This is a genomic window from Pseudomonas sp. SK2 (genome assembly GCF_016772395.1).
GTDB lineage: Bacteria > Pseudomonadota > Gammaproteobacteria > Pseudomonadales > Pseudomonadaceae > Aquipseudomonas > Aquipseudomonas taiwanensis.
This window is the reverse complement of record NZ_CP061944.1, coordinates 4,918,913-4,942,740: the sequence shown is the minus strand read 5'-3', so window position 1 is coordinate 4,942,740 and position 23,828 is coordinate 4,918,913. Positions and strand designations below refer to the sequence as shown.

The window sequence follows — 23,828 nt, the reverse complement described above, 5'->3', positions numbered from 1 at the left end:
AGCTGTGTACCACAACCTTTTTTTGCACAAGAAAAACCCCGGCCTGGGCCGGGGTTCGTCATCACTCGTCGAGGAAGGAGCGCAAGTGCTCGCTGCGGGTCGGGTGGCGCAGTTTGCGCAACGCCTTCGCTTCGATCTGACGGATCCGCTCGCGGGTCACGTCGAACTGCTTGCCCACCTCTTCGAGGGTGTGGTCGGTATTCATGTCGATGCCGAAACGCATGCGCAGCACCTTGGCTTCGCGTGCGGTCAGGCCCGAGAGTACGTCGCGGGTCGCTTCCTTGAGGCTTTCGACCGTGGCCACGTCGATCGGGGACTGCATGGTCGAGTCCTCGATGAAGTCGCCCAGATGCGAGTCTTCGTCGTCACCGATCGGGGTTTCCATGGAGATCGGCTCTTTGGCGATCTTCAATACCTTGCGGATCTTGTCCTCAGGCATTTCCATGCGCTCGCCAAGCTCTTCCGGAGTCGGTTCGCGGCCCATTTCCTGCAGCATCTGCCGGGAAATACGGTTGAGCTTGTTGATCGTCTCGATCATGTGCACCGGAATACGGATGGTGCGCGCCTGGTCGGCGATCGAGCGGGTGATCGCCTGGCGGATCCACCAGGTGGCGTAGGTCGAGAACTTGTAACCACGACGGTATTCGAACTTGTCCACCGCCTTCATCAAGCCGATGTTGCCTTCCTGGATCAGGTCGAGGAATTGCAGGCCACGGTTGGTGTATTTCTTGGCGATGGAGATCACCAGACGCAGGTTCGCCTCGACCATTTCTTTCTTGGCGCGACGGGCCTTGGCCTCGCCGATGGACATGCGACGGTTGATTTCCTTGATTTCGGCGACGGTCAGGCCGGTCTCGTTCTCGAGGTCGATCAGCTTTTGCTGGCAGGCGACGATGGCGGCGTCCTTTTCACCCAGGGCGGCAGCCCATTTGGTGTTGCGCTTGGCCAGATCACCGGACCAGGTCTGGTCGGTTTCGTTGCTCGGGAACAGGCGCAGGAAGTCGGCACGCGGCATGCGCGCATCACGTACGCACAGCTGCATGATGGCGCGCTCTTGCTGACGCAGGCGGTTCAGCGAATCGCGTACACGCTCGACCAATGCGTCAAACTGCTTGGGCACCAGCTTGATCGGCATGAACAGATCGGCCAGGGCCTGCATCGCAGCGATGCTGTCGGCATGATCACGACCATGCTTCTTCAGCACCTTGAGGGTGATGGCGAGCTGGTCGGCGACGGCGCCGAAACGCTGGCGAGCGACTTCCGGATCCGGACCGCTTTCCTGCTCTTCGTCGTCACCGCTGTCGTCGCTTTCTTCGTCCTCATCTTCGGACTCTTCTTTCGCGGCAGCGGTCTTGGCGCCAGGAATCGGCACTTCTTCGGTCGGTGCGGCGATGTTGTCGTCAGGGTCGATGTAACCGCTGAGAACATCCGACAGACGGCCACCTTCGCTGGTGACGCGGTCATATTCGCCGAGAATGTAGTCGACAGTGCCCGGGAAGTGGGCGATAGCACCCATGACTTCACGGATGCCTTCCTCGATACGCTTGGCGATTTCGATCTCGCCTTCGCGAGTCAGCAGCTCGACGGTACCCATTTCGCGCATGTACATGCGCACCGGGTCGGTCGTGCGGCCGATATCGGTTTCAACGGCCGCCAACGCAGCGGCGGCTTCTTCGGCCGCGGCTTCGTCGGTGTCGGCTTCCGCCAACAGAAGGGCATCCGCATCCGGAGCACTCTCGAATACGTTGATCCCCATGTCGTTGATCATGCGGATGATGTCTTCCACCTGTTCCGGATCTGAAATATCCTCAGGCAGGTGGTCGTTGACCTCCGCGTAAGTCAGGTAGCCCTGCTCACGACCGCGGGTGATCAACTCTTTGATACGAGACTGCTGTTGCGCTTTTCCGGACATAACACCCTATCCACTGAAGGTCTTGGCGGGCAAAAAACAAGCCGAGGATTATACCCGAGCATGGGCCTCACGCGCCAGATGAGGTCGGCGTTTGTGCGGGAACATTCCGGCTCAGCAGGGCGAGGAGCTGAGATTTTTCCTCGCTGGTCAATTCGCTTTGACGTGATTTCCTGAGCAGTTGTTCCAGGCTGCGCTCGCGTTGGCGGGCGGACAAGCTAGTTATAGTGTCGAAAAACTGTTGTTCAAGGTTGTCGGCTACGATAAGCCATTCCTTTTCCGCCAAGGCCCGCAGCAGGCGGCCTTGTTCGGTGCCGTGCCAGCGTGCGATCAACTGCATTGAGCTTAGCCCAGGATTTTTCTGTGCGGCTTCGATCAATGCGACCAGCAGCTGGCTGTAAAGATGCTCTTCGTCGGCGAAATGACTGGCGTCCTCGACCTTTCCGGCCAACAGCGGGTGGTGCAGCAGGGTGCGCAGGGCCGCCAGGGTAGGCGGTTCCACCGGCGCCGGCACCCGGGGCGGGGCTTCGTCACGCTGCTGCCATGGCTTGCCGCCCTTGCGGTTCTTGTCCCAGGGCTTGTCGCTCCACGGCTTCTTACCGCCCCCCTTGTTGGACTTCCACTCGTGCGCCTGATGGGCAGGGGCGTAGTCGTGCTGCGCCAGGTCGCCGTAGTCGGGGGTGAAGCTGGCCATGGCGTCGTAGTCGTAGCCAGGGTCGTAGTCCGGCACACTGTTCGGCGCCGGGGCATGCTGGGCCAGTTGCTCGACCTGCTGCGGATCGAGGCCGGTGATTTCCTTCAGGCGATTGCGCATCAGCTGACGCAGGTTGGCACCCGGAATCTTTTCGATCAACGGTGCGGCCAGGGTGGCCATATGGGCCTTGCCTTCCAGTGAGCGCGGGTCGGCCTCGTTGCTCAGTTGCTCGAAGAAGTAATCTGCCAGCGGCTGGGCGTGCTGGTTGATGCGTGCCATGAAGGCATCGGTGCCTTCGGCGCGGACCAGGCTGTCCGGATCTTCGCCTTCGGGCAGGAACAGAAAGCGTGCCCGACGGCCATCCTGCAGGGCCGACAGGGTCGACTCCAGGGCGCGCCAGGCGGCCTTGCGCCCAGCTTGGTCGCCGTCGAAGCAGAACAGTACGCTTGGCACCACGCGGAACAGGCGCTTGAGATGTTCTTCACTGGTGGCGGTGCCAAGCGTCGCCACGGCATTGCGCAGGCCTTGTTGGGCCAGGGCGATGACGTCCATGTAACCTTCGACGACGATGATCTCGTCGAGGTTGCGGTTGTGCTTGCGTGCCTCGTACAGCCCGTACAACTCCTGGCCCTTGTGGAAGACAGGGGTTTCCGGGGAGTTGAGGTACTTGGGCTTGTCGTCGCCCAGCACCCGACCGCCGAAGGCGATGATTCGGCCACGGCTGTCGCGGATCGGGAACATCACCCGGTCGCGGAAGCGGTCGTAACGCTTGCCGCTTTCGGCGTTCTCGATCAGCAGGCCGGCGTCGATCATCACCTTCTGTTGCAGGCTGTCGGCACCCAGGTGCTTGAGCAGGTTGTCCCAGCCGGGTGGGGCGAAGCCCAGGCCAAAGTCGCGGGCTATTTCGCCAGACAGGCCTCGGCCTTTGAGGTAATCCACCGCGGCCTTGCGGGTCGGGTGGCTGCGCAGGGCCTGGCGATAGAAGCCGGCGGCCGCCTCCAGCAGCGGATACAGCGGTGAGTCGGTCGGCTGGCGGGTTTTTTGCGAGCGCCGGCCTTCCTCGCGGGGTACTTCCATGCCGGCGGCGCGGGCCAGTTCCTCCACGGCCTGGGGAAAATCCAGGTTGTCGTGGTCCATGACGAAGCCCAGGGCGTTGCCGCCGGCCCCGCAGCCGAAGCAGTAGTAGAACTGCTTGTCGGGGCTTACCGTGAAGGACGGCGTTTTTTCCTTGTGGAACGGGCAGCAGGCGGAGTAATTCTTGCCGGTCTTTTTCAGCTGGACGCGCGAACTCACCACGTCGACGATGTCGAGGCGGTTGATAAGGTCGTCAATGAAACTCTGGGGAATCAGCCCGGCCATGGCAGTCTCGTCATCTGGCAATTGGCAAGTCTAATCGCTAACGCGCCACATCGGAGTGGTTGCTGCTTGGGGAAATGCGAGGGAATGTGTGCTCGTCGCCAGCCGGTGAGGGCTCGTCAGTCAGGACGTGCACGACTGGTCGTAGACCAGCTCTGACGTGTTAAGGCAGGTTGCCGCTATGCAAGGACACTGCATTTGGGCGCCTCAAGCGAGAGCTCAAGGGGTAAAGCAACTGCTGCCATTAGCCCGGCATGGTGCCGGGCTGGGCAGAAGCTCTGCGTAGAACGTCTGTATTAGTACAGACGAACGGCGCGGCGCTGTTCGCGCTGAACTTTCTTGGCGTGACGCTTAACAGCAGCAGCTGCTTTGCGCTTACGCTCGGCGGTCGGCTTCTCGTAAAACTCGCGGCTACGAACTTCAGCCAGTACACCGGCTTTTTCGCAGGAGCGCTTGAAACGACGCAGAGCTACGTCGAAGGGTTCGTTCTCTTTAACTTTGACGGCTGGCATCCAGGGCTACCTTAATTCATTACCGGGGTAGACGTGCTCCTGGCAAAACAAAAGGTGTGCTGGAGAACGTCGGTTTTCAAGGGTTGCGGATGTTAACCCTTAGCTGGCCGGAATGCAAAGCCTCTGATCGAAAACCGCTGGTCGGCACCCGGCACGGGGACTATCATGCGCGGCTTCGAATTCAGCCCCCACAAGGGACGAACCCATGCTAGTACTGGGATTGGAAACATCCTGCGACGAAACCGGCGTCGCATTATACGACAGCGAGCGCGGTTTGTTGGCCGACGCGCTGTTCAGTCAGATCGACCTGCACCGCGTGTTTGGCGGGGTGGTGCCGGAGCTTGCTTCGCGTGACCACGTCAAGCGCATGCTGCCGCTCATCCGCCAGGTGCTGGACGAGGCTGGCTGCGTGGCCACCGAGATCGACGCCATTGCCTATACCGCAGGCCCTGGCCTGGTCGGGGCGCTGCTGGTGGGTGCCTCGTGCGCCCAGGCCCTGGCGTTCGCCTGGGATATTCCAGCGATCGGCGTTCATCATATGGAAGGCCACTTGCTCGCACCCATGCTCGAGGAGCAGCCTCCTGAGTTTCCGTTCGTCGCCTTGTTGGTGTCCGGCGGGCACACTCAGCTGGTGCGCGTCGATGGCATCGGGCGTTACGAACTGTTGGGCGAGAGCCTGGACGATGCGGCCGGCGAGGCGTTCGACAAGACCGCCAAGCTGATCGGCCTCAACTACCCGGGTGGGCCGGAAATTGCCCGTCTGGCCGAACACGGCGTGCCCGGGCGTTTCGTATTCCCGCGACCGATGACCGATCGCCCAGGCCTGCAGTTCAGCTTCAGCGGCCTCAAGACCTTCGCGCTCAACACCTGGCAGCAATGCCGCGATGCTGGTGACGACAGTGAGCAAACCCGTTGCGACGTGTCCCTGGCGTTCCAGCAGGCGGTGGTGGAGACTCTGACCATCAAATGCAAGCGAGCCCTCAAGCAGACCGGGCTCAAGCGCTTGGTCATCGCCGGTGGCGTGAGTGCCAACAAGGCGCTGCGGGCGTCGCTGGAAGAGATGCTGGCCGGTATCAAAGGCAATGTTTACTACGCCCGCCCGCGGTTCTGTACCGACAACGGCGCCATGATCGCCTACGCCGGTTGTCAGCGCTTGCTGGCCGGGCAGCAGCAGGACCTGGCGATCAGCGTGCAGGCGCGCTGGCCGATGGAGCAGTTGCCGCCGGTGTGAAGGTCGATGGGTGCGTTAGAAATGCCTTTCGCGCCCGGCGAACAAATCCCGCAGGTTGTTACGGTGGCGCCAGACGATCAGCACGGTCAGGACGCTGATCGGCAGCAGCGCTTCGGGTTCGCGCCAGGCCAGCAGCGGTAGGGTAAGTGGAGTGGCGATGAGCGCGGCCAGCGAGCTGGTTCGAGTCAGGTAGAAGGTCAGCAGCCAGGCGCCGATGGCCAGCAATGCGGCAGGAAAGTACAGGCCCATGAGCATGCCGGCCGCGGTGGCGACACCTTTGCCACCCTTGAAGTTGAAGTACAGTGGGAACAGGTGGCCGAGCACCGCGCAGACGCCGACCCAGCCCTGCTCCTGCAGGTCAAGGCCAGCGAGACGGGCCAGCAAGACGGGCAAAAGTCCCTTGCACAGGTCGCCAAGCAGGGTCAGGATCGCCAGTTTACGGCCTGCCAGGCGTAGCATGTTGGTGGCGCCGGCATTGCCTGAACCGCTGGAACGCGGGTCCGGGCTGCCTGAAAGGCGGCTGAGGACGATGGCGAAGGACAGCGAGCCGAGCAGGTAGGCGAGCAGCGCCAATAACCAAAACATGCTAACTATTCCGGGCGAGGACGCCCTGATTCTAACGGCGCCAGTCGCCCTTGTCGTGCTGTGGAGAGAAGTGCTTGGACAGAGTGTTCATCGAAGGCCTGGAAGTCGATACCGTCATCGGTGCCTATGACTGGGAGCGGGATATTCGCCAGTGCCTGCGCCTTGACCTGAGTTTCGCCTGGGACAACCGCCCAGCGGCGGCCGGTGACGATCTGAGCCTGGCGCTGGACTATGCCAGCGTATCGGCACGCATCCAGGCTTTCGCCGAGCAGGCGCGCTTCGAGCTGGTGGAAACCTTTGCCGAGCGCTTGGTGGCAGCGTTGATGGAAGAGTTCCACATTCCTTGGGTACGCCTGAAACTGACCAAGCCAGGAGCTGTCCCGGCAGCCCGTGGCGGTGTTGGCGTGGAGATCGAGCGCGGATGTCTCTGAGCACGGTTTACCTGGGCCTGGGTAGCAATATCGACCGCCAGGCGCACCTGTGCGCTGGGCTCGACGCCTTGGCTGGCATCCTCAAGGACATGCGTTGTTCTCCGGCGTTCGAGAGCCAGGCCGTGGGGATCAAGAGTGGCCCCTTCATCAATTTCGTGGTCACCGGCAAGACAGATCTTCCGCTGATGGAGCTGGATCGCCGGCTCAAGTTCATTGAGGCGGACAACGGCCGTTACGCACCGGATCGCAAGGGCTTGCCGCTGGATATCGATGTGCTGATGTATGACGATCTGTACGGTACCTTCGATGGGCTGGTGCTGCCCAGGGCGGAAATTCTGAAGAACGCGTTCGTGCTGTGGCCACTGTCGTTGCTAGCGCCTGAGCTGGTGCACCCAGGGGCCGGAAAGCGCATGGCGCAGTTGTGGGAGGAGGCGAACATCGACCAGGTGCTGGCACCGGTGGCGTTCGAGTGGCGGGGTGTGCAGTTGACCCCGGCTTGAGCTTTTTCGCGATCGTCGTAGGCGCGACACGAGGCCGCGCCTGGAGCGGGCGGGCCTCGTGGTCAGCGGCGTTTGTACGCCTCGATCGCTTTCAGTCGCTCGTTCTTGAGGGCCTCTCCCAGCGCCTGTCCGGCCAGGCCTGCGTCCACCAACGGCTTCACATTAACTGCCCTGGCCGTTGCCGCCGCTCCACGCAGGTACTCGGCCTGTGGATACGTTTGCTCCCCGCGCCCAAGCGCCCTCATTTCGCACGTGACTATGAAGTCCTCGAAGCGCTGTGGCCGCCGATAGACGTCGAATTTCTGCAGCATCTCCAGCAAGCCTGAAGGCTCAAGCGCCATTCCTGCATCGGCACGACCGGAAAACTCACCGGTCAACACGGCCAGTTCCTGGCATTCACGCGGGGCTTTGAATCGCTGGTTGAGTGCCTTGATGGCTGCCGGCTGCACCCTATCCAACAGGCACGCCCAACGCACGTGCAGAGGTTGTCGATGCTTGGCTGCCTGTACCAGCGCTGCCAGCGAATCCGCGTCACAGTGGAGCTCGGGCATCAACTCCTGAAGTGCCGAGCAGTCGTTCAGCACCTGGATGAACACCTGTGGCTGTTCCTCCATCAATGCTCGCTCGATCTCTTTCCAGCTGCGCTCGGCAGTCAACGCTTGCAGTTCGCCGGACGCGGCGATCTGGCGCATCAACTCAAGGGTATCGTCAGCTACCTGGAAGCCCAATGGCGCATACCGTGCGGCGAAGCGGGCGACGCGCAGCACACGCAAAGGATCTTCGGCGAACGCGGGGGAAACATGGCGTAAAAGGCGGTGTTCAAGGTCTTCCTGGCCGTGGTAGGGATCCAGTACGTTGCCCTGGTCATCCTCCGCCATTGCATTGATGGTCAAGTCACGGCGTATGAGGTCCTCTTCGAGCGTGACCTCTGGACTGGCATGAAAGGTGAAGCCGCCATAGCCGCGTCCACTCTTGCGCTCGGTGCGTGCCAGCGCGTATTCCTCGCCCGTCTGCGGGTGCAGGAACACCGGAAAATCCGCGCCGACCGGGCGAAAACCCTTGGCCTGCATTTCCTCGACCGTCGCGCCCACCACCAGCCAGTCGATATCGCTGACCGCGCGCCCGAGCAGACGATCACGGACCGCGCCACCGACTTTGTAAATTTGCATGTGCAGCCTCCATAACTGCCCACAGGATACCCTGTTGGCAGTTATGGCGGTGCGTCGAGCTTAAAGGTGATGAACCACGGCCAGGTCCATGCGGCCATAATCGCCGCTGTCACTGTGCTCGCCGCGTGGCGGCATGTGGTGGGTTTTCATGACCTGGTCGCCTTGCACGGTTTCCAGGTGGATATCGAAGCCCCACAGCCGGTGCAGGTGCTTGAGCACTTCATCGGTGGAGTCGCCCAGTGGCTTGCGGTTGTGTTGCTGGTGGCGCAGGGTCAGTGAGCGATCGCCACGGCGGTCTATGCTCCAGATCTGCACGTTGGGCTCGCGGTTGCCCAGGTTGTACTGGGCGGCCAGTTGCTCACGGATGATCCGGTAGCCCGCTTCGTCATGGATAGCAGGCACCAGCAGGTCGTCGCGCTGGTCGTCATCGAGGATGCTGAACAGCTTGAGGTCGCGGATCACCTTGGGCGACAGGTACTGCAGGATGAAGCTCTCGTCCTTGAAGCTACTCATGGCGAACTTGATGGTCGACAACCAGTCGCTGCCAGCGATGTCTGGGAACCAGCGGCGATCTTCCTCGGTCGGGTTCTCGCACATGCGCCGGATGTCGGTATACATCGCAAAGCCCAGTGCGTAAGGGTTGATGCCACTGTAGTACGGGCTGTCGAAGCCGGGCTGGAACACCACGCTGGTGTGCGACTGCAGGAACTCCATCATGAAGCCTTCGGTGATCAGGCCTTCGTCGTACAGGTCGTTCATCAGCGTGTAGTGCCAGAACGTCGCCCAGCCTTCGTTCATCACTTGGGTCTGGCGTTGCGGGTAGAAGTACTGGGCTATCTTGCGCACGATGCGCACCACTTCGCGCTGCCAGGGCTCGAGCAGTGGCGCGTTCTTCTCGATGAAATAGAGAATATTTTCCTGAGGTTCGGCGGGGAAGCGCGCATCATCGCGCTCATTGCCTTTCTCTGCGCTCTTGGGAATGGTGCGCCAGAGGTCGTTGATCTGCCGTTGCAGGTGCTCTTCGCGCTCTTTCTGCCGCCGACGCTCCTCTTCGGCGGAGATGGGGTAGGGGCGTTTATAGCGGTCGACACCGTAGTTCATCAGGGCGTGGCAAGAGTCGATCAGGTCTTCGACCGCATCGATGCCATGGCGCTCTTCGCACTGGGCGATGTACTGCTTGGCGAATACCAGGTAATCGATGATCGAGCTGGCGTCGGTCCAGGTGCGGAACAGGTAGTTGCCCTTGAAGAAACTGTTGTGACCATAGCAGGCGTGGGCGATCACCAAGGCCTGCATGCACATGGTGTTCTCTTCCATGAGGTAGGCGATGCAGGGATCCGAGTTGATCACGATCTCGTAGGCCAGGCCCATCTGGCCGCGGCTATAAGACTTCTCAGTGCTGAGGAACTGCTTGCCGTAGCTCCAGTGGTGATAACCCAGCGGCATGCCGACGGACGCGTAGGCGTCCATCATCTGCTCGGCGGTGATCACCTCGATCTGGTTGGGATAGGTGTCCAGGGCGTAACGCTCGGCCAGCCGGCTGATTTCCCGATCGTAGGTCTGGATCAGCTCGAACGTCCACTCGGACCCGGTGGAAATGGGTTGGCGTCTCTGTGCTCTGGCGGTCATGTGGCTAACCTGCGCTGGAAGAGTTCACGGAAGACCGGGTAGATATCGCCGGCCGAAACCAACTGCTGCTGGGCGAATGTGTCGGGGAAGGCCTCGCCGATTCGCTCGTACTCGTACCACAACGCCTGATGCTCACGCGGGGTGATTTCGACGTAAGTGTAGTACTGCACGTGCGGCATGATCTGCTTGGAGAGAATCTCGCGGCAGATCGGCGAGTCGTCGTTCCAGTTGTCTCCGTCGGAGGCCTGGGCGGCATAGATGTTCCAGTCGCTGGCCGGATAGCGTTCGGCCATGATCTCCTGCATCAACTTGAGCGCGCTGGAGACGATGGTGCCGCCGGTTTCCCGAGAGTAGAAGAATTCTTCCTCGTCGACTTCGCGGGCACTGGTGTGGTGACGGATGAACACCACCTCGATGCGGTCGTAGTTCCGCTTCAGGAACAGGTACAGCAGGATGAAGAAGCGCTTGGCGATGTCCTTGGTGGCCTGGGTCATCGAGCCGGAGACGTCCATCAGGCAGAACATCACGGCCTTGGAGCTGGGGTTGGGTTGCTTGACCAGCAGGTTGTACTTGAGGTCGAAGGTATCGAGGAACGGCAGGCGGTTGATGCGTGCCTTGAGGCGTTCGATCTCGGCTTCGGTTTCCTGGATATCGGTGAAATTGTCAGGCTCTTCGACTTTCAGCCGTGCCAGTTCCGCCTGGGCTTCGCGCAGCAGGGCACGGCTGCTGCCGGTCAGGGCGATGCGGCGGGCGTGGGCCGAGCGCAGGGTGCGCACGATGTTGATGCGCGAGGGGTTGCCCTCGTTGGCGATACCCGCCCGTACGGTCTTGAAGGTGTCGGCGCCCGTCAGGTGACGCTTGACGAGGTTGGGCAGCTCCAGGTCCTCGAACATGAATTCGAGGAATTCCTCTTGGGTGATCTGGAAGACGAAGTCGTCCATGCCCTCGCCAGAGTTGCCAGCCTTGCCGCGACCGCCACCACCGCCGCCACCCTGGGGCCGTGGTATGTGTTCGCCGGCAGTGAATTCCTTGTTGCCTGGGTGCACGATGGTCTGCTTGCCGCCACGACCGTGGTGCAGCACCGGCTCGTCGATGTCCCGTCCCGGAATGCTGATCTGCTCGCCATGTTCCATGTCCATGATGGAGCGGCGGCTCACGGCCTCTTCGACGGCTTTCTTGATGTGTTCACGGTAACGCCGCAAGAAGCGCTGGCGGTTGACCGTGCTCTTGTTCTTGCCGTTCAGGCGTCGGTCGATAACGTAGCTCATGGTCCCTCCGGTAGCTGGGAACAGCTGCACGCTTCAAGCTACGAGCTGCACGTAAAAGCAGCCGCCGCCGCCCGAGGCTGACTGGGCAGCCAAGGGCGCGCGGCGTGTAGCTTGCCGCTTTATTGCGATTTCCTGACCCGCAGATACCATTCCGACAGCAAGCGCACCTGCTTGTCGGTGTAACCACGTTCCACCATTCGGGTGACGAAGTCGTTGTGTTTCTGTTGGTCCTCCTTGCTGGCCTTGGCGTTGAAGCTGATGACGGGCAACAGATCCTCGGTGTTGGAGAACATTTTCTTCTCGATGACCACCCGCAGCTTCTCGTAGCTCAGCCAGCTCGGGTTCTTGCCATTGTTGTTGGCCCGGGCGCGCAACACGAAATTGACGATTTCGTTGCGGAAATCCTTCGGATTGCTGATGCCGGCCGGCTTCTCGATTTTCTCCAGTTCCTCGTTGAGGGCGATACGGTTGAGGATCTCGCCAGTTTCCGGGTCGCGGTATTCCTGGTCCTGAATCCAGAAGTCGGCGTACAGCACGTAGCGGTCGAAGATGTTCTGGCCGTATTCGCTGTAGGACTCCAGGTAGGCGGTCTGGATTTCCTTGCCGATGAATTCGATGTAGCGCGGCGCCAGGTATTCCTTCAGGTAGCGCAGGTAGCGTTCGCGCACTTCGGCCGGGAACTGTTCCTGTTCGATCTGCTGTTCCAGCACATACAGCAAGTGCACCGGGTTGGCGGCCACTTCATGGGGGTCGAAGTTGAACACCTTGGACAGGATCTTGAAGGCGAAGCGGGTCGACAGGCCGTTCATGCCCTCATCGACGCCCGCGGCATCGCGGTACTCCTGAATAGACTTGGCTTTCGGGTCGGTGTCCTTGAGATTTTCGCCGTCATAGACGCGCATCTTGGAGTAGATGTTGGAGTTTTCCGGCTCCTTGAGTCGCGAGAGCACCGTGAACTGGGCGAGCATCTTGAGCGTATCCGGCGCGCAGTGGGCCTTGGCCAGCGAGCTGTTGACCAACAGCTTGTCGTAGATCTTGATCTCGTCGCTGACGCGCAGGCAGTACGGCACCTTGACGATGTAGATACGGTCGATGAACGCTTCGTTGTTCTTGTTGTTGCGGAAGGTGTGCCATTCCGATTCGTTGGAGTGGGCCAGCAGAATCCCGGAGTAGGGGATCGCGCCGAGGCCTTCGGTGCTGTTGTAGTTACCTTCCTGGGTGGCAGTCAGCAGCGGGTGCAGGACCTTGATTGGCGCCTTGAACATCTCGACGAATTCCATCAGGCCCTGGTTGGCCCGGCACAGCGCGCCCGAGTAGCTATAGGCATCGGCGTCGTTCTGCGGGAATTCCTCAAGCTTACGGATATCCACCTTGCCCACCAGTGCGGAGATGTCCTGGTTGTTCTCGTCACCCGGCTCGGTCTTGGCGATGGCGACCTGGTTGAGGATCGACGGGTACAGCTTGACCACCTTGAACTTGCTGATGTCGCCGCCGAATTCCTGCAGGCGCTTGGTAGCCCAAGGCGACATGATGCTGTTCAGGTAGCGGCGCGGAATGCCGTATTCCTCTTCGAGAATGGCGCCGTCCTCGGCGGGATTGAACAAGCCCAGGGGTGACTCGAAGACCGGCGAGCCCTTGATGGCGTAGAACGGCACTTTCTCCATCAACTGCTTGAGTTTTTCGGCCAGCGACGACTTGCCGCCGCCCACCGGACCCAGCAGGTAGAGGATCTGTTTCTTCTCTTCCAGGCCCTGAGCGGCATGGCGGAAATACGACACGATCTGGTCGATGCACTCTTCCATCCCATGGAAGTCGGCAAAGGCTGGATAGCGGCGAATTACCTTGTTTGAGAAGATCCGCGACAGTCTGGAGTTGGTTGAGGTGTCGATCAGCTCGGGCTCACCGATGGCCAGCAACAGCCGTTCGGCCGCCGAAGCGTAGGCGCTACGATCCTCTTTGCACAGCTCGAGGTACTCCTGTAGCGAGAGTTCTTCCTGGCGTGTTGACTCGAAACGTTGTTGGAAGTGGCTAAAAATGCTCATGACGTCACCTCGCTCGATACGTGGAGACGACGCCGGATCAGTCAGCTGATGCTGGCATGCAAGCGGCTGGGCCGATTGCTGTATACCCCCCAGAACACCTTGTAACGCTACCGATGACCCGCACGCCGGTGTACCGGCTCTCCCCTTTTTTGGATGGCCTGCGCTTAAGGATAGTTGGTAATACGCAAGGTCAAGGGCGCGGGGCCGAGAAGTTGCTTTCGACCGTTCGTCAGAAAAGGCGCAAGCCCGCATGGGGCGCGGGCTGCAGCAAAAATGAAAAAATTATTCGGCGGAGCCTTGGGCAGTCTCGGCCGGGTAGGTGGCGCGCCACAGCTCAAAGCCGCCATCGACGCTGTAGACGTCCGAGAAGCCCTGGCCTACCAGATAGGCGGCAGCGCTCTGGCTGGAGTTGCCGTGGTAACAGACCACCAGGGTCGGGGCGTCCAGGTCGGCGTTGCGGATGAAGTCAGCGACCGAATGGTTGTCCAGATGCTTGGCGCCGGTGATGTGGCCTGCGGCAAAGGCTTGTGGGTCGCGAATGTCGACGACGACCGCACCTTCCTTTTTGCGAAGCTCCAAGGCCTGCTCTGGGGGGATGCGCTTGAATTCGCTCATGGGTACGGTTTCCTTCAGGGTTGGTCGTTCATTCTAGTGGGTTGTGCCGCTTGGCGTACGGTGCCGTCGTCGGCGCAGTCGCAGCGGTGGTATTCGCCACTGTCGAGGTTGTACAGGGTCATGGCGCCGCCCCACACGCAACCGGTGTCCAGGGCAATCACGCCGGGTTCGTCGACACGTCCTTCCAGGGCTGCCCAGTGGCCGAAGATGATCTTCACGTGGCGTGAGCGGCGGTCCTTGTGCGCGTACCAGGGCTTGTAGCCCTTTGGCGCCGTGCCAAGGCCTTCCTTGCTCTTGAGGTCGAGCTTGCCATCGGCGGTGCAGAAGCGCATCCGCGTCAGGTAGTTGGTGATGACGCGCAGGCGCTCGACGCCGGCCAGGCTCTTGCTCCACTTGTTCGGTTCGTTGCCATACATGCCATCGAGGTACAGCTTCAGGCGCTCATCGTCACGCAACACTTCCTCGACTTCGCCCGCCAGTTCAAGGGCCTTGCCGAGTGTCCATTGGGGGGGAATGCCTGCGTGGACCAGAGCGATGCCGCGTGGCTCGTCGTAATGCAGCAGCTTTTGCCGACGCAACCAGTCGAACAGTTGGTCGGCGTCTGGTGCTTCGATGATTTCACGCAGGGTGTCGCTTTTCTTCAGGCGCTCGACGTTGTGCCAGACAGCGAGCAGGTGCAAGTCGTGATTGCCCAGCACGCAGACCAGCGCGTGGCGGATCGAGTAGAGAAAACGCAGGGTTTCCAGTGATTCCGGCCCACGGTTTACCAGGTCGCCGACTAGCCACAGGCGATCGACGTCTGGGTTGAAGTTCACCCGTTGCAGCAGGCACTTGAGCGGTTGCAGGCAGCCTTGCAGGTCACCGACAGCGTAGGTGGCCATCAGTGCAGCGCCCCTGGCACCGCCAGACGGAAGGGGGCGATCTGGGCGTCGAAGCGCTTGCCGTCTTCGGCGAACATCTGGTAGCTGCCCTGCATGGTGCCGACACGGGTGCTGATCACCGCGCCGCTGCTGTAGGTATGGCTCTGGCCGGGTTCGATGGTCGGTTGCTGACCAACCACGCCTGCGCCGCGAACCTCCTCTACCTCGCCGTCACCGTTGGTGATCAGCCAGTGACGAGACATCAGCTTGGCTTTGACCAGGCCGTTGTTCTGCACGGTGATGGTATAGGCGAAGGCAAAGCGACTGTTTTCGGGGTCGGATTGGTCTTTGAGATAACGGGTCACGACGCTGACGTCGATCTTGTAGCGGGGATCGGACATGCAAAGGCCTTGGGAGAACTGACGCAATAATGCAGTCTAGGCCATTGAGCGGGGGGAGGGCCAGCGGTAGAAGGGCTCGGGGATCGGTGTTGTCAGGGCCGCCCCTATCGCCGGCTTGCCGGCGATAGGGGAGGTACAAGCGATATCAGGCTTGCTGATCCGCCAACTGGTCAGCCAGGCGCACGAAGGCCGCCAGGTCCAGTTGTTCAGGGCGCAGGCTGCCGTCCACACCCGCAGCTTCGATGGCCGCGCTGTCGAGCAGGCCTTTGAGGGTGTTGCGTAGGGTCTTGCGGCGCTGGTTGAAGGCTTCGCGCACCACGCTTTCGAGCAGTTGCGCATCCTTGGCCGGGTGCGGCAGCACTTCATGGGGGACCAGGCGGACGATGGCCGAATCCACCTTCGGTGGCGGGTTGAACGCGCCCGGGCCGACATTGAACAGGTGCTCCACGCGGCAGTGGTACTGCACCATGATCGACAGACGGCCCCAATCGCCACCGCCGGGGCCAGCGGCCATGCGCTCGACCACTTCTTTCTGCAGCATGAAGTGCATGTCGCGAATCAGCCCGGCATGGCTGAGCAAGTGGAAGATCAGCGGGGTTGAGATGTTGTAGGGCAGGTTGCCGACTACCTTAAGGCTGCGGGGCGGTACGCCCAGCTGATTGAAGTCGAACTTCAGGGCATCGCCCTGGTGCAGGCGGAAATTATCGCGACCGGCGAACTTGTGCTGCAGGATCGGCACCAGGTCCTTGTCCAGTTCGACCACATCCAGTTGTGCGCCGCTGCCCAAAAGGCCCTCGGTGAGTGCGCCTTGGCCCGGGCCGATTTCCAGCAGGCGTTCACCCGCCTTGGCGTTGATGGCGCGTAGGATGCGGTCGATGATGCCGGCGTCGTGCAGGAAGTTCTGGCCGAAGCGCTTGCGCGCGCGGTGTTGGTAGTGCTCGTTCATGGTCGGTTCTCGGCCATCTGGTAGGCGGTTTCCAGCGCGACCCGCAGGCTGCCGGTGTCGACCTTGCCGGTACCGGCGAGGTCCAGGGCGGTGCCGTGATCGACCGAGGTGCGGATGATCGGCAGGCCCAGCGTCACGTTGACCGCGGCGCCGAAGCCTTTGTACTTGAGTACGGGCAAGCCTTGGTCGTGGTACATCGCCAGCACCGCGTCGCAGTGCTCCAGATATTTGGGGGTAAACAGGGTATCGGCTGGCAGCGGGCCGCGCAGGTCCATGCCCTCGGTGCGCAGGCGTGCCAGGGTTGGTTCGATGATGTCGATTTCTTCGCGGCCCAGATGGCCGCCTTCACCCGCATGGGGGTTAAGCCCGCATACCAGGATGCGTGGCTGGGCGATGCCGAACTTGTCGCGCATGTCAGCGTGGAGAATGCGGGTGACCCGCTCCACGCGCTCGGCGGTGATGGCATCGGCGATATCGCGAAGTGGCAGGTGCGTGGTCACCAGGGCCACGCGCAGCCCATGAGTGGCCAGCATCATCACCACTTGGGCGGTATGCGTCAGTTCGGCGAGAAACTCGGTATGGCCGGAAAAGGCGATACCGCTTTCGTTGATCACACCCTTGTGCACGGGGGCTGTAATCATCCCGGCAAAATACCCGTCGAGGCAGCCTTGGCCAGCGCGCGTCAGGGTTTGCAGGACGAAGGCGGCATTGGCCTTGTCGAGCTGGCCTGGTACCACGGGCGCTGCCAGGGGGGTATCCCATACGTACAGGCTGCCGGCAGGTGCGGGCTGGTCGGGCCACTGGCCCGGCGCAACCGGCAGCAGATCGACCGCCAACCCCAGCTGCGTGGCCCGCTCGGCGAGCAGGTCACGGCTGGTGATGGCAATCAGGGGATGGGGCTGGGCGTCGGCGGCGAGCAGCAGGCACAGGTCCGGGCCTATGCCTGCTGGTTCACCGGGGGTGACGGCGAAGCGCAGCGGCTTCACTGGGTGGCCTGGTCGGCGCCAGGCAGCTTGATTTCAACGTAGGCTTCGTCGCGGATCTGGCGCAGCCAGGTCTGCAGCTCTTCGTCGTACTTGCGGTTACGCAGAACGTTCATCGCCTGCATTTCGCGAGCTTGCTCGGTGCTGTCGGTGGCGCGACGGCCCAGCACTTCCAGAACGTGCCAGCCGTACTGGGTCTTGAACGGCTTGGTCACTACGCCTTGCTGGGCGTTGGCCATCTGCTCGCGGAACTCGGGAACCAGGCTGTTCGGGTCGACCCAGTTGAGGTCGCCGCCGTTGAGCGCCGAACCCGGATCTTCCGAGAAGCTCTTGGCCAGCTCGCCAAAGTCTTCGCCATTCTTGATGCGCTCGTAGAGGCGCTCCGCCAGTTGTTCGGTCGCCGCTTCGCTGCGGATTTCGCTCGGCTTGATCAGGATATGGCGCACGTGGACTTCGTCACGCAGCACGTTCTCGCTACCACCGCGCTTCTCTTCGAGCTTGATGATGATGAAGCCGCTGGGAATGCGAAGTGGCTGGGTGATGTCGCCAGTGGACATGGTGCTCAGCAGCTTGGCGAATTCCGGCGGCAGTTGGCCCGCTTTACGCCAGCCCATCTCGCCGCCTTCCAGGGCGTTTTCGCTGGCTGAGTTGGCAATCGCCATCTGGCCGAAGTCCGCGCCTTGGCGCAGTTGCTGGTACACGTCGCCAACCTTGCGGGCAGCGTTCTGGATGTCTTGCGAATTGGCGCCTTCCGGGGTCGGGATGAGGATGTTGGCCAGGCGATACTCTTCCGACATCTGCATCTTGCCCAGGTCCGAGGCAAGGAAGTTCTTCACTTCCTGCTCGGACACCTGGATGCGCTCGGCCACACGGCGCTGGCGCACACGGCTGATGATCATCTCGCGCTTGACCTGCTCGCGGGCGTCATCGAACGACAGGCCGTCGTGGGCCAGGGCGGCGCGGAACTGGTCCAGGGACATGCCGTTGCGCTGGGCAATGGTGCCGATGGCCTGGTTCAGTTCTTCATCGGTGATGCGGATGCCGGAACGTTCGCCGATCTGCAGTTGCAGGTTCTCGACGATCAGGCGTTCCAGTACCTGCTGCTCCAGGGCGCCGGTCGGCGGCACGCCGCCGCCGCGCTTGGCGATGGTTTGTTGGACTTCGTGGACACGTTGGTCCAGTTGGCTTTGCATGACCACGTCGTTGTCGACGATGGCCACCACACGGTCCAGAGGTTGCACCGCGGCGTGAACCGCGCTGCTCAGCAGTGCAGCGCCCACCAGCAGCGGACGCAGACGATCAATAAGCTTGGTCTTCACGTGTACGGTAACCTTGAATGCCTTCATCGAGGAACGACTCGACCTTGTTGCCTACCACGCCACCGAGGCCTTTCAGCACGATTTGCAGGAAGATGCCATGGTCGCCTTTTTCGTTGTCCGGAACGGCCTGGCTGAAGTCGTCGTAGTCGATCCAGTAACGGTTGATCAGGCGCAGCTTCCAGCAGCAGTTGTCATACTCGAAACCGCCCATGGCTTCCAGGGTGCGGTTGCGGTTGTAGTCGTGCTGCCAGCGAGCGATGACGCTCCACTGCGGGACGATCGGCCAAATGACGGAGAAGTCATGCTGCTCGATCTTGTAGTAGTCCTTGATGTAGTTCGGGCTGCCCGGAGTGCCGTAGTCGCCACCGCCGACCTGCCAGGTACCGGTCAGCTGGTCATAGCGGACCAGGTCGTTGCGGTAGCGATAGCCCAGGTTGACGATCTTGTTCGGGTTGTCTTCCGGCTGGTAGTGGAACACCGCGCTACCCGAGCGAGGGCTGTGGGTGTCCGGGTCCCAGTTGTAGTCGGCGTTCAGGCGCCAATCGCGGTTGAAGGCGAACATGTACTCAAGTGCGTACGGCGAGACATCGGTCTGCGAGTCCGAACGGGTACGCCAGTCGATGCCTGGCATCTGCACCTTGCGGTCCTGGAAGTACAGGGCCTGGCCGACGCTGACGCGCTGGCGCTCGAAGCCGTTTTCTTCGATCCAGCGCGAGGTCACGCCCAACGACAGCTTGTTCTCGTCGCCGATGCGGTCGCCACCGCTGAAGCGGTTGTCGCGGAACAGCGAGCTGTAGTTGAAGTAGGTTTCGCTGGTGTCGAAGACCGGGATGTCTTTCTGGTCCTCATACGGCACGTAGAGGTAGAACAGACGCGGTTCGAGGGTCTGGCGGTAGTTCTTGCTGAAGTACTGGGTGTCGCGGTCGAAGTACAGGCCGCTGTCGACACTGAATACCGGAACGCTACGTTCCTGGCTGCTGGAGAAGTCGCCGCGCAGGTCACGAGTAGTGGCGCTGGCGTTGGCCAGGTCGGTCTTGCCCTTGCTGTCCAGGTCCAGGTCGTAATGGGTGTAGACGTACTTCAGCGTCGGCTTGAAGAAGCCATAGCTGGCTTCCATCGGCAAGCTGACGGCAGGCGCCAGGTTCAGACGGGTGCCGTTGGCACGAGCCAGGCCGAAGATGTTCTCGTCGAGCCTGCGGCCATCTGCGCCAGCAGTGGTATCGAGCACGCCATCTTCATTGAACACCGGACCGGTTTTCAGATCACGATCGAAGCGAACCGCCTCGGTCTTGTAAGTGAAATCCAGGCCACCCGGGTTGTACGGCAACTTGCCGTCGAAGGTGATCTGCGGCAGACGATCATACGGCGTGATCCGGGAGATGGTCGCCATCTCGTAGGCATGCACATTCAGGCGCGCGCGGTAGGTGTCGCCACGGTAGGTCAGTGCCCCCTGCTGGTTCACCACGTCACGGCTTTCAACACCGATCTGGTCGGTTTCCAGGTCCTGGAAGTAGAACGGATCGCTGATGTCGGTGTAATCAACCTCAGTCATCAGGCGCTCGTCCAGGCCACCTTTGTGCTGCCAGTTGATCATCCAGCGCTGATCCTTGTAATCAGTCTGGTCCTTGCGATCGTCGTTCTTGTCGTTCAGGTACGCACCGCCGAACTGGCCTTCGCTGGACTTGGTCAGGTAGCGGAACTCACCTTCCATCAGCAGGCCACGCTTGGTCATGTAGCGTGGGTACAACGTGGCGTCGTAGTTCGGGGCCAGGTTGAAGTAGTACGGCGTGACCAGCGTGAAGCCGCTGTCACTGGTCGAGCTGAACGACGGCGGCAGGAAGCCGGACTGGCGACGGTCGTCGATCGGGAAGTAGATGTACGGTGTGTAGAACACCGGGAAATCCTTGACCCGCAGGGTGACGTTGGTCGCGGTACCGAAGCCGGTGGCCGGGTTCAGGGTGATGTTGTTGCCCTTCAGCTGCCAGGCATTGCTGCCCGGTTCGCACGTGGTGTACGTACCATCCTTGAGGCGGATGATGGCGTTTTCGCCACGCTTGGCGTACAGGGCGTTGCCGCGGATATGCGACTTGTGCATCACGTATTCGGCGTTATCGACCTGGGCCTCGCCGGTGTCGAGCTGGATCTGGGCTTCGTCGCCAACCACCAACGAGCCATTGTCGCGAATCTTGACGTTACCCTTGAGCTCGCCACGGTTCTCGGCCTGATACAGGTTGGCTTCGTCGGCTTCGACCTGCATGCTGCCCTGGCGCATGACCACATCACCGGCGAGCGTCGCGATCTGCTGCTCCTGCTGGTACTTGGAGACCTTGGCGTTGATGTAGGTCGGCGACTCGTCCTTGGGCGTGGTGTCGGCCATGCCAGGACGGGTCGGTTCGATATAGGCGCCACCGCAATACGGGCCGGTTTCGGCCAGCTGGGCTGCGGTGAGCTTTTCGCGCGGAACCCAGTCCAGGTGACTGTAGTCTTCGCTACGCGACTTCAGGCCGCGGCCCTTGCTCTCGGTGACCAGCACAGGCTTGTCGCCGGCATCGGCGGCTTCGGCCTCGGTACCGGAACTGACGGCAGCACCTTCGTGCACCGGGCGCGGCGGAAGGTTGCTGACAGGGGTTTTGGGCTTGCAGTCCCAACCACCGGAGGCGGACACTTGGCAGTCAAACTGCTCGGCTGCCACCACGTACGACGTGGCCAGAGGTTGCAGGGCCAGCAGACCGCCGGTCACCAGCAACGGAAACTTTCTACGAAACGCGGGGGATTTCAATGCCATCTTATTAGTCCGGGCTTCCTGCGTGCCATCTGCCCGCGTGTGGGGCCGCACGCCTCTCGATGGTCTGAAAAAGATGCTGGATAATAAAGCATGACCCGCTTGACGGCTAGGGCCGTCGGAGACCCTTGTAATGCCTGATCACGATGTACGCCTGCAACAACTGACTGTCTGGCTCGCCGAGCAGCTCGAACAACTTTTCCATATCAACGCCGCTGAGGGCAGCCTGACCGCCGCCAGCAGCGACGCCAGCTTCCGCCGCTACTTCCGCTGGCAGGGCGCGGGCCAGAGCTTCGTGATCATGGATGCGCCACCGCCGCAGGAAAATTGCCGGCCCTTCGTTGCCATCGACCACTTGCTGGCCAGCGCCAATGTCCATGTGCCGGTGATTCACGCCGAAGACCTGGAGCGTGGCTTCCTGCTGCTGGGCGATCTGGGCCGTCAGACGTACCTGGACGTCATCGACGCCGATAACGCCGACAGCTTGTTCCACGACGCCATCGACGCGTTGCTGGCCTTCCAGCGCCTACCAATGGATGCACCGCTGCCGAGCTATGACGATGCCTTGCTGCGCCGTGAAGTCGAACTGTTCCCGCAGTGGTACGTGGGGCGTGAGCTGGGGCTTGCCTTCAATGAAACCCAACAAGCTACCTGGAAGCGCGTCAGCCAGATGCTGATCGACAGTGCCCTGGCCCAGCCAAAGGTGCTGGTGCACCGCGACTTCATGCCACGCAACCTGATGCAGAGCGAGCCGAACCCTGGTGTGCTGGATTTCCAGGACGCGGTCTACGGTCCGGTGACCTATGACATCACCTGTCTGTTCAAGGATGCCTTCCTCAGCTGGCCGCAGGCCCGGGTAGAGGGCTGGCTGCGCGACTACTGGGAGAAAGCGCGGGCCGCGGGTATTGCGGTGCAGGACTCGTTCGAGGCGTTCCAGCGCGCCAGCGACCTGATGGGCGTGCAGCGCCACCTCAAGGTGATCGGTATCTTCGCGCGGATTTGCCATCGTGACGGGAAACCACGCTACCTGGCCGACGTTCCGCGTTTCTTCGCCTATATAGAGGAAGTGATTGGTCGCCGGCCCGAATTGGCGGAACTGGGTGAGCTGATCGCCGAACTGAAAGCCGGAGCGCGTGCATGAAGGCAATGATCCTGGCGGCTGGCAAGGGTGAGCGGATGCGTCCGCTGACCTTGCATACGCCAAAGCCCCTGTTGCCGGTCGCCGGCCAGCCTCTGATCGAGTACCACCTGCGCGCCCTGGCGACCGCCGGCTTCACCGAGGTGGTGATCAATCACGCCTGGCTCGGCCAGCAAATCGAAAACCATTTGGGTGATGGCCGTCAATTTGGCCTGAGTATCCGTTATTCGCCCGAGGGCGAGCCGTTGGAGACTGGGGGCGGTATCTTCAAGGCCTTGCCGCTGTTGGGCGAAGCGCCGTTCCTGCTGGTCAACGGCGATGTGTGGACCGATTACGACTTCGCGCGCTTGCGAGCGCCGCTGCAGGGCCTGGCGCATCTGGTGCTGGTCGACAACCCTGGCCATCACGGGCGCGGCGACTTCCGCCTGGTAGGCGAGCAGGTGGTCGATGGCGACGACGCGCCCGGAACGCTGACCTTCAGCGGCATCTCGGTACTGGCACCGGCACTGTTCGACGGTTGCGAGCCGGGCGCGTTCAAGCTTGCCCCGCTGTTGCGCCAGGCCATGGGCCAGGGCAAGGTCAGTGGTGAGCATCACCCTGGCCATTGGGTCGATGTGGGCACCCGCGAGCGCCTTGCCGAGGCCGAGCGTCTGATCCTCGAGCGCACCTGACATGTGGTGGCCGAGCACGGTGATAGGGGCTGGGGCCGGGTTTGCGGTGGCCAGCATTCCCGGTGCCTTGCTGGGGGCTTTGCTGGGCCAGGCCATGGACCGGCGCCTGCGTTTGCAAGGTTGGGAGGACATGCGCGAGCGCCTGGGTGGCCGCCCGGCCTTGCGTGATGAGGAGTTGTTGTTCGTTCTGCTTGGGCGTCTGGCCAAGAGCGATGGCCGGGTGGCGGAGCAGCACATTCAGCAAGCGCGACAAGAAATGGTGCGTTTGGACTTGGCTGAACCCGCCAGATTGCGCGCCATCGCTGCGTTCAACCGGGGTAAGTCCGGCAAAGACCGGCTAGCGGGGCACCTGCGCCGTATTCGCGAGCAGCCGCATGCGGCGGAAGGTACGTTGCGCGCCTGCTGGCGAATGGTCTGGGCCGATGGCAAGGCCGGTCAGCGCGAGCGTGACTTGTTGTTGGACTGGGGCCAGAAGCTGGGGCTTAGCCGGCGTCAGGTACAGGCGATGTCGCTGGAGTACGAGCCGCGTAAATCCAGTGTCCAGGGTGGCGCCATGACGTATGCGGCGGCGCTGCGCCTATTGGGGGTCGAGGCCGACACCGAAGGCGCGCAGGTCAAGCAGGCGTACCGTCGGTTGGTAAGCCGGCATCATCCGGACAAACTGGCAGGCAGCGGAGCCAGCCCGGCCCAGGTGCGTGAAGCGACCGAGCGAACTCGCGAGCTGCACCTGGCCTATGCGTTGATTCGCAAGCGCCGCGGGCTTTGACGCCCAATCCTGCAAAGACCC

General features: G+C 61.8%; 21 protein-coding genes. 6 read left to right on the top strand and 15 right to left on the bottom strand.

Annotation, left to right across the window (positions count from 1 at the left end; translation table 11 throughout):
* Positions 1–61: 61 nt before the first annotated feature.
* The 3 genes from rpoD to rpsU all read right to left on the bottom strand — a co-directional run bounded on the left by rpoD (position 62) and on the right by rpsU (position 4,471).
* Positions 62–1,912: an RNA polymerase sigma factor RpoD gene (gene rpoD / locus IF103_RS22365; RefSeq protein ID WP_023382688.1), complete on the bottom strand. Its 1,851-nt coding sequence runs from the start codon at positions 1,910–1,912 to the stop codon at positions 62–64.
* A gap of 67 nt (positions 1,913–1,979) precedes the next feature.
* Positions 1,980–3,962: a DNA primase gene (gene dnaG / locus IF103_RS22360; protein WP_023382687.1), complete on the bottom strand. Its 1,983-nt coding sequence runs from the start codon at positions 3,960–3,962 to the stop codon at positions 1,980–1,982.
* A 293-nt stretch (positions 3,963–4,255) separates the two neighbouring features.
* Positions 4,256–4,471 (bottom strand): 30S ribosomal protein S21, encoded by a 216-nt coding sequence (gene rpsU / locus IF103_RS22355; RefSeq protein WP_003255575.1) that lies wholly within the window; start codon positions 4,469–4,471, stop codon positions 4,256–4,258.
* Between the two features lie 205 nt (positions 4,472–4,676).
* Between rpsU and tsaD the strand changes: the two genes are divergently transcribed.
* Positions 4,677–5,702: a tRNA (adenosine(37)-N6)-threonylcarbamoyltransferase complex transferase subunit TsaD gene (tsaD, locus tag IF103_RS22350; protein WP_023382686.1), complete on the top strand. Its 1,026-nt coding sequence runs from the start codon at positions 4,677–4,679 to the stop codon at positions 5,700–5,702.
* A 15-nt stretch (positions 5,703–5,717) separates the two neighbouring features.
* Here the strand turns inward: tsaD and plsY are convergent, their stop codons facing one another.
* A complete protein-coding gene (gene plsY, locus IF103_RS22345) occupies positions 5,718–6,287 on the bottom strand; it encodes a glycerol-3-phosphate 1-O-acyltransferase PlsY (protein WP_023382685.1) in 570 nt (189 codons plus the stop codon).
* 74 nt (positions 6,288–6,361) lie between these two features.
* Here plsY and folB point away from each other — a divergent pair, with 74 nt between their 5' ends.
* Positions 6,362–6,718: a dihydroneopterin aldolase gene (gene folB, locus IF103_RS22340; RefSeq protein ID WP_027907305.1), complete on the top strand. Its 357-nt coding sequence runs from the start codon at positions 6,362–6,364 to the stop codon at positions 6,716–6,718.
* Entirely contained in the window at positions 6,709–7,218 is a 510-nt protein-coding gene (folK, locus tag IF103_RS22335) for a 2-amino-4-hydroxy-6-hydroxymethyldihydropteridine diphosphokinase (protein ID WP_023382683.1), read from the top strand. Before folB ends, folK begins: the two co-directional genes overlap by 10 nt.
* 62 nt (positions 7,219–7,280) lie before the next feature.
* Here folK and IF103_RS22330 read toward each other — a convergent pair whose 3' ends face one another.
* The 11 genes from IF103_RS22330 to IF103_RS22280 form a co-directional block, all read right to left on the bottom strand.
* On the bottom strand, positions 7,281–8,387 hold the full coding sequence (locus IF103_RS22330; protein ID WP_202675674.1) for a tRNA nucleotidyltransferase/poly(A) polymerase-related protein: 1,107 nt from the start codon (positions 8,385–8,387) through the stop codon (positions 7,281–7,283).
* A gap of 60 nt (positions 8,388–8,447) precedes the next feature.
* On the bottom strand, positions 8,448–10,016 hold the full coding sequence (locus tag IF103_RS22325; protein ID WP_023382681.1) for a SpoVR family protein: 1,569 nt from the start codon (positions 10,014–10,016) through the stop codon (positions 8,448–8,450).
* Entirely contained in the window at positions 10,013–11,284 is a 1,272-nt protein-coding gene (locus tag IF103_RS22320) for a YeaH/YhbH family protein (protein WP_023382680.1), read from the bottom strand. Before IF103_RS22320 ends, IF103_RS22325 begins: the two co-directional genes overlap by 4 nt.
* A gap of 119 nt (positions 11,285–11,403) precedes the next feature.
* Positions 11,404–13,326 carry a PrkA family serine protein kinase gene (locus IF103_RS22315; RefSeq protein WP_186598906.1) on the bottom strand — a complete coding sequence of 641 codons (1,923 nt, stop codon included), beginning with the start codon at positions 13,324–13,326 and terminating at the stop codon, positions 11,404–11,406.
* Between the two features lie 282 nt (positions 13,327–13,608).
* A complete protein-coding gene (glpE, locus tag IF103_RS22310; RefSeq protein ID WP_023382678.1) occupies positions 13,609–13,941 on the bottom strand; it encodes a thiosulfate sulfurtransferase GlpE in 333 nt (110 codons plus the stop codon).
* Positions 13,942–13,955: 14 nt separating this feature from the next.
* A complete protein-coding gene (locus tag IF103_RS22305) occupies positions 13,956–14,822 on the bottom strand; it encodes a symmetrical bis(5'-nucleosyl)-tetraphosphatase (protein ID WP_027907303.1) in 867 nt (288 codons plus the stop codon).
* Positions 14,822–15,202: a Co2+/Mg2+ efflux facilitator ApaG/CorD gene (gene apaG / locus IF103_RS22300; protein ID WP_023382676.1), complete on the bottom strand. Its 381-nt coding sequence runs from the start codon at positions 15,200–15,202 to the stop codon at positions 14,822–14,824. Before apaG ends, IF103_RS22305 begins: the two co-directional genes overlap by 1 nt.
* A 145-nt stretch (positions 15,203–15,347) precedes the next feature.
* A complete protein-coding gene (rsmA, locus tag IF103_RS22295) occupies positions 15,348–16,148 on the bottom strand; it encodes a 16S rRNA (adenine(1518)-N(6)/adenine(1519)-N(6))-dimethyltransferase RsmA (protein ID WP_202675673.1) in 801 nt (266 codons plus the stop codon).
* On the bottom strand, positions 16,145–17,134 hold the full coding sequence (gene pdxA, locus IF103_RS22290) for a 4-hydroxythreonine-4-phosphate dehydrogenase PdxA (protein ID WP_202675672.1): 990 nt from the start codon (positions 17,132–17,134) through the stop codon (positions 16,145–16,147). The genes rsmA and pdxA overlap by 4 nt, the downstream gene beginning before the upstream one ends.
* Positions 17,131–18,450: a peptidylprolyl isomerase SurA gene (gene surA / locus IF103_RS22285; RefSeq protein ID WP_023382673.1), complete on the bottom strand. Its 1,320-nt coding sequence runs from the start codon at positions 18,448–18,450 to the stop codon at positions 17,131–17,133. Before surA ends, pdxA begins: the two co-directional genes overlap by 4 nt.
* Positions 18,431–21,235 (bottom strand): LPS-assembly protein LptD, encoded by a 2,805-nt coding sequence (locus IF103_RS22280; RefSeq protein WP_023382672.1) that lies wholly within the window; start codon positions 21,233–21,235, stop codon positions 18,431–18,433. Before IF103_RS22280 ends, surA begins: the two co-directional genes overlap by 20 nt.
* Before the next feature lie 130 nt (positions 21,236–21,365).
* Between IF103_RS22280 and IF103_RS22275 the strand changes: the two genes are divergently transcribed.
* From IF103_RS22275 to IF103_RS22265, 3 genes are read left to right on the top strand one after another with little or no spacing between them, the layout of a single operon-like run.
* A complete protein-coding gene (locus IF103_RS22275) occupies positions 21,366–22,373 on the top strand; it encodes an aminoglycoside phosphotransferase family protein (protein WP_023382671.1) in 1,008 nt (335 codons plus the stop codon).
* Positions 22,370–23,041, top strand: a complete 672-nt coding sequence (gene murU, locus IF103_RS22270; protein ID WP_027907301.1) for an N-acetylmuramate alpha-1-phosphate uridylyltransferase MurU — start codon at positions 22,370–22,372, stop codon at positions 23,039–23,041. The genes IF103_RS22275 and murU overlap by 4 nt, the downstream gene beginning before the upstream one ends.
* 1 nt (position 23,042) lies before the next feature.
* Positions 23,043–23,807 carry a TerB family tellurite resistance protein gene (locus IF103_RS22265; protein ID WP_023382669.1) on the top strand — a complete coding sequence of 255 codons (765 nt, stop codon included), beginning with the start codon at positions 23,043–23,045 and terminating at the stop codon, positions 23,805–23,807.
* Positions 23,808–23,828 lie beyond the last annotated feature (21 nt).

Excerpts from the sequence above, each read along its gene's own strand:
- rpoD (WP_023382688.1), bottom strand. The coding sequence starts at position 1,912 with ATGTCCGGAAAAGCGCAACAGCAGTCTCGTATCAAAGAGTTGATCACC.
- dnaG (WP_023382687.1), bottom strand. The coding sequence starts at position 3,962 with ATGGCCGGGCTGATTCCCCAGAGTTTCATTGACGACCTTATCAACCGC.
- rpsU (WP_003255575.1), bottom strand. The coding sequence starts at position 4,471 with ATGCCAGCCGTCAAAGTTAAAGAGAACGAACCCTTCGACGTAGCTCTG.
- tsaD (WP_023382686.1), top strand. The coding sequence starts at position 4,677 with ATGCTAGTACTGGGATTGGAAACATCCTGCGACGAAACCGGCGTCGCA.
- plsY (WP_023382685.1), bottom strand. The coding sequence starts at position 6,287 with ATGTTTTGGTTATTGGCGCTGCTCGCCTACCTGCTCGGCTCGCTGTCC.
- folK (WP_023382683.1), top strand. The coding sequence starts at position 6,709 with ATGTCTCTGAGCACGGTTTACCTGGGCCTGGGTAGCAATATCGACCGC.
- IF103_RS22330 (WP_202675674.1), bottom strand. The coding sequence starts at position 8,387 with ATGCAAATTTACAAAGTCGGTGGCGCGGTCCGTGATCGTCTGCTCGGG.
- IF103_RS22325 (WP_023382681.1), bottom strand. The coding sequence starts at position 10,016 with ATGACCGCCAGAGCACAGAGACGCCAACCCATTTCCACCGGGTCCGAG.
- IF103_RS22320 (WP_023382680.1), bottom strand. The coding sequence starts at position 11,284 with ATGAGCTACGTTATCGACCGACGCCTGAACGGCAAGAACAAGAGCACG.
- IF103_RS22315 (WP_186598906.1), bottom strand. The coding sequence starts at position 13,326 with ATGAGCATTTTTAGCCACTTCCAACAACGTTTCGAGTCAACACGCCAG.
- glpE (WP_023382678.1), bottom strand. The coding sequence starts at position 13,941 with ATGAGCGAATTCAAGCGCATCCCCCCAGAGCAGGCCTTGGAGCTTCGC.
- IF103_RS22305 (WP_027907303.1), bottom strand. The coding sequence starts at position 14,822 with ATGGCCACCTACGCTGTCGGTGACCTGCAAGGCTGCCTGCAACCGCTC.
- apaG (WP_023382676.1), bottom strand. The coding sequence starts at position 15,202 with ATGTCCGATCCCCGCTACAAGATCGACGTCAGCGTCGTGACCCGTTAT.
- rsmA (WP_202675673.1), bottom strand. The coding sequence starts at position 16,148 with ATGAACGAGCACTACCAACACCGCGCGCGCAAGCGCTTCGGCCAGAAC.
- IF103_RS22280 (WP_023382672.1), bottom strand. The coding sequence starts at position 21,235 with ATGGCATTGAAATCCCCCGCGTTTCGTAGAAAGTTTCCGTTGCTGGTG.
- IF103_RS22275 (WP_023382671.1), top strand. The coding sequence starts at position 21,366 with ATGCCTGATCACGATGTACGCCTGCAACAACTGACTGTCTGGCTCGCC.
- murU (WP_027907301.1), top strand. The coding sequence starts at position 22,370 with ATGAAGGCAATGATCCTGGCGGCTGGCAAGGGTGAGCGGATGCGTCCG.
- IF103_RS22265 (WP_023382669.1), top strand. The coding sequence starts at position 23,043 with ATGTGGTGGCCGAGCACGGTGATAGGGGCTGGGGCCGGGTTTGCGGTG.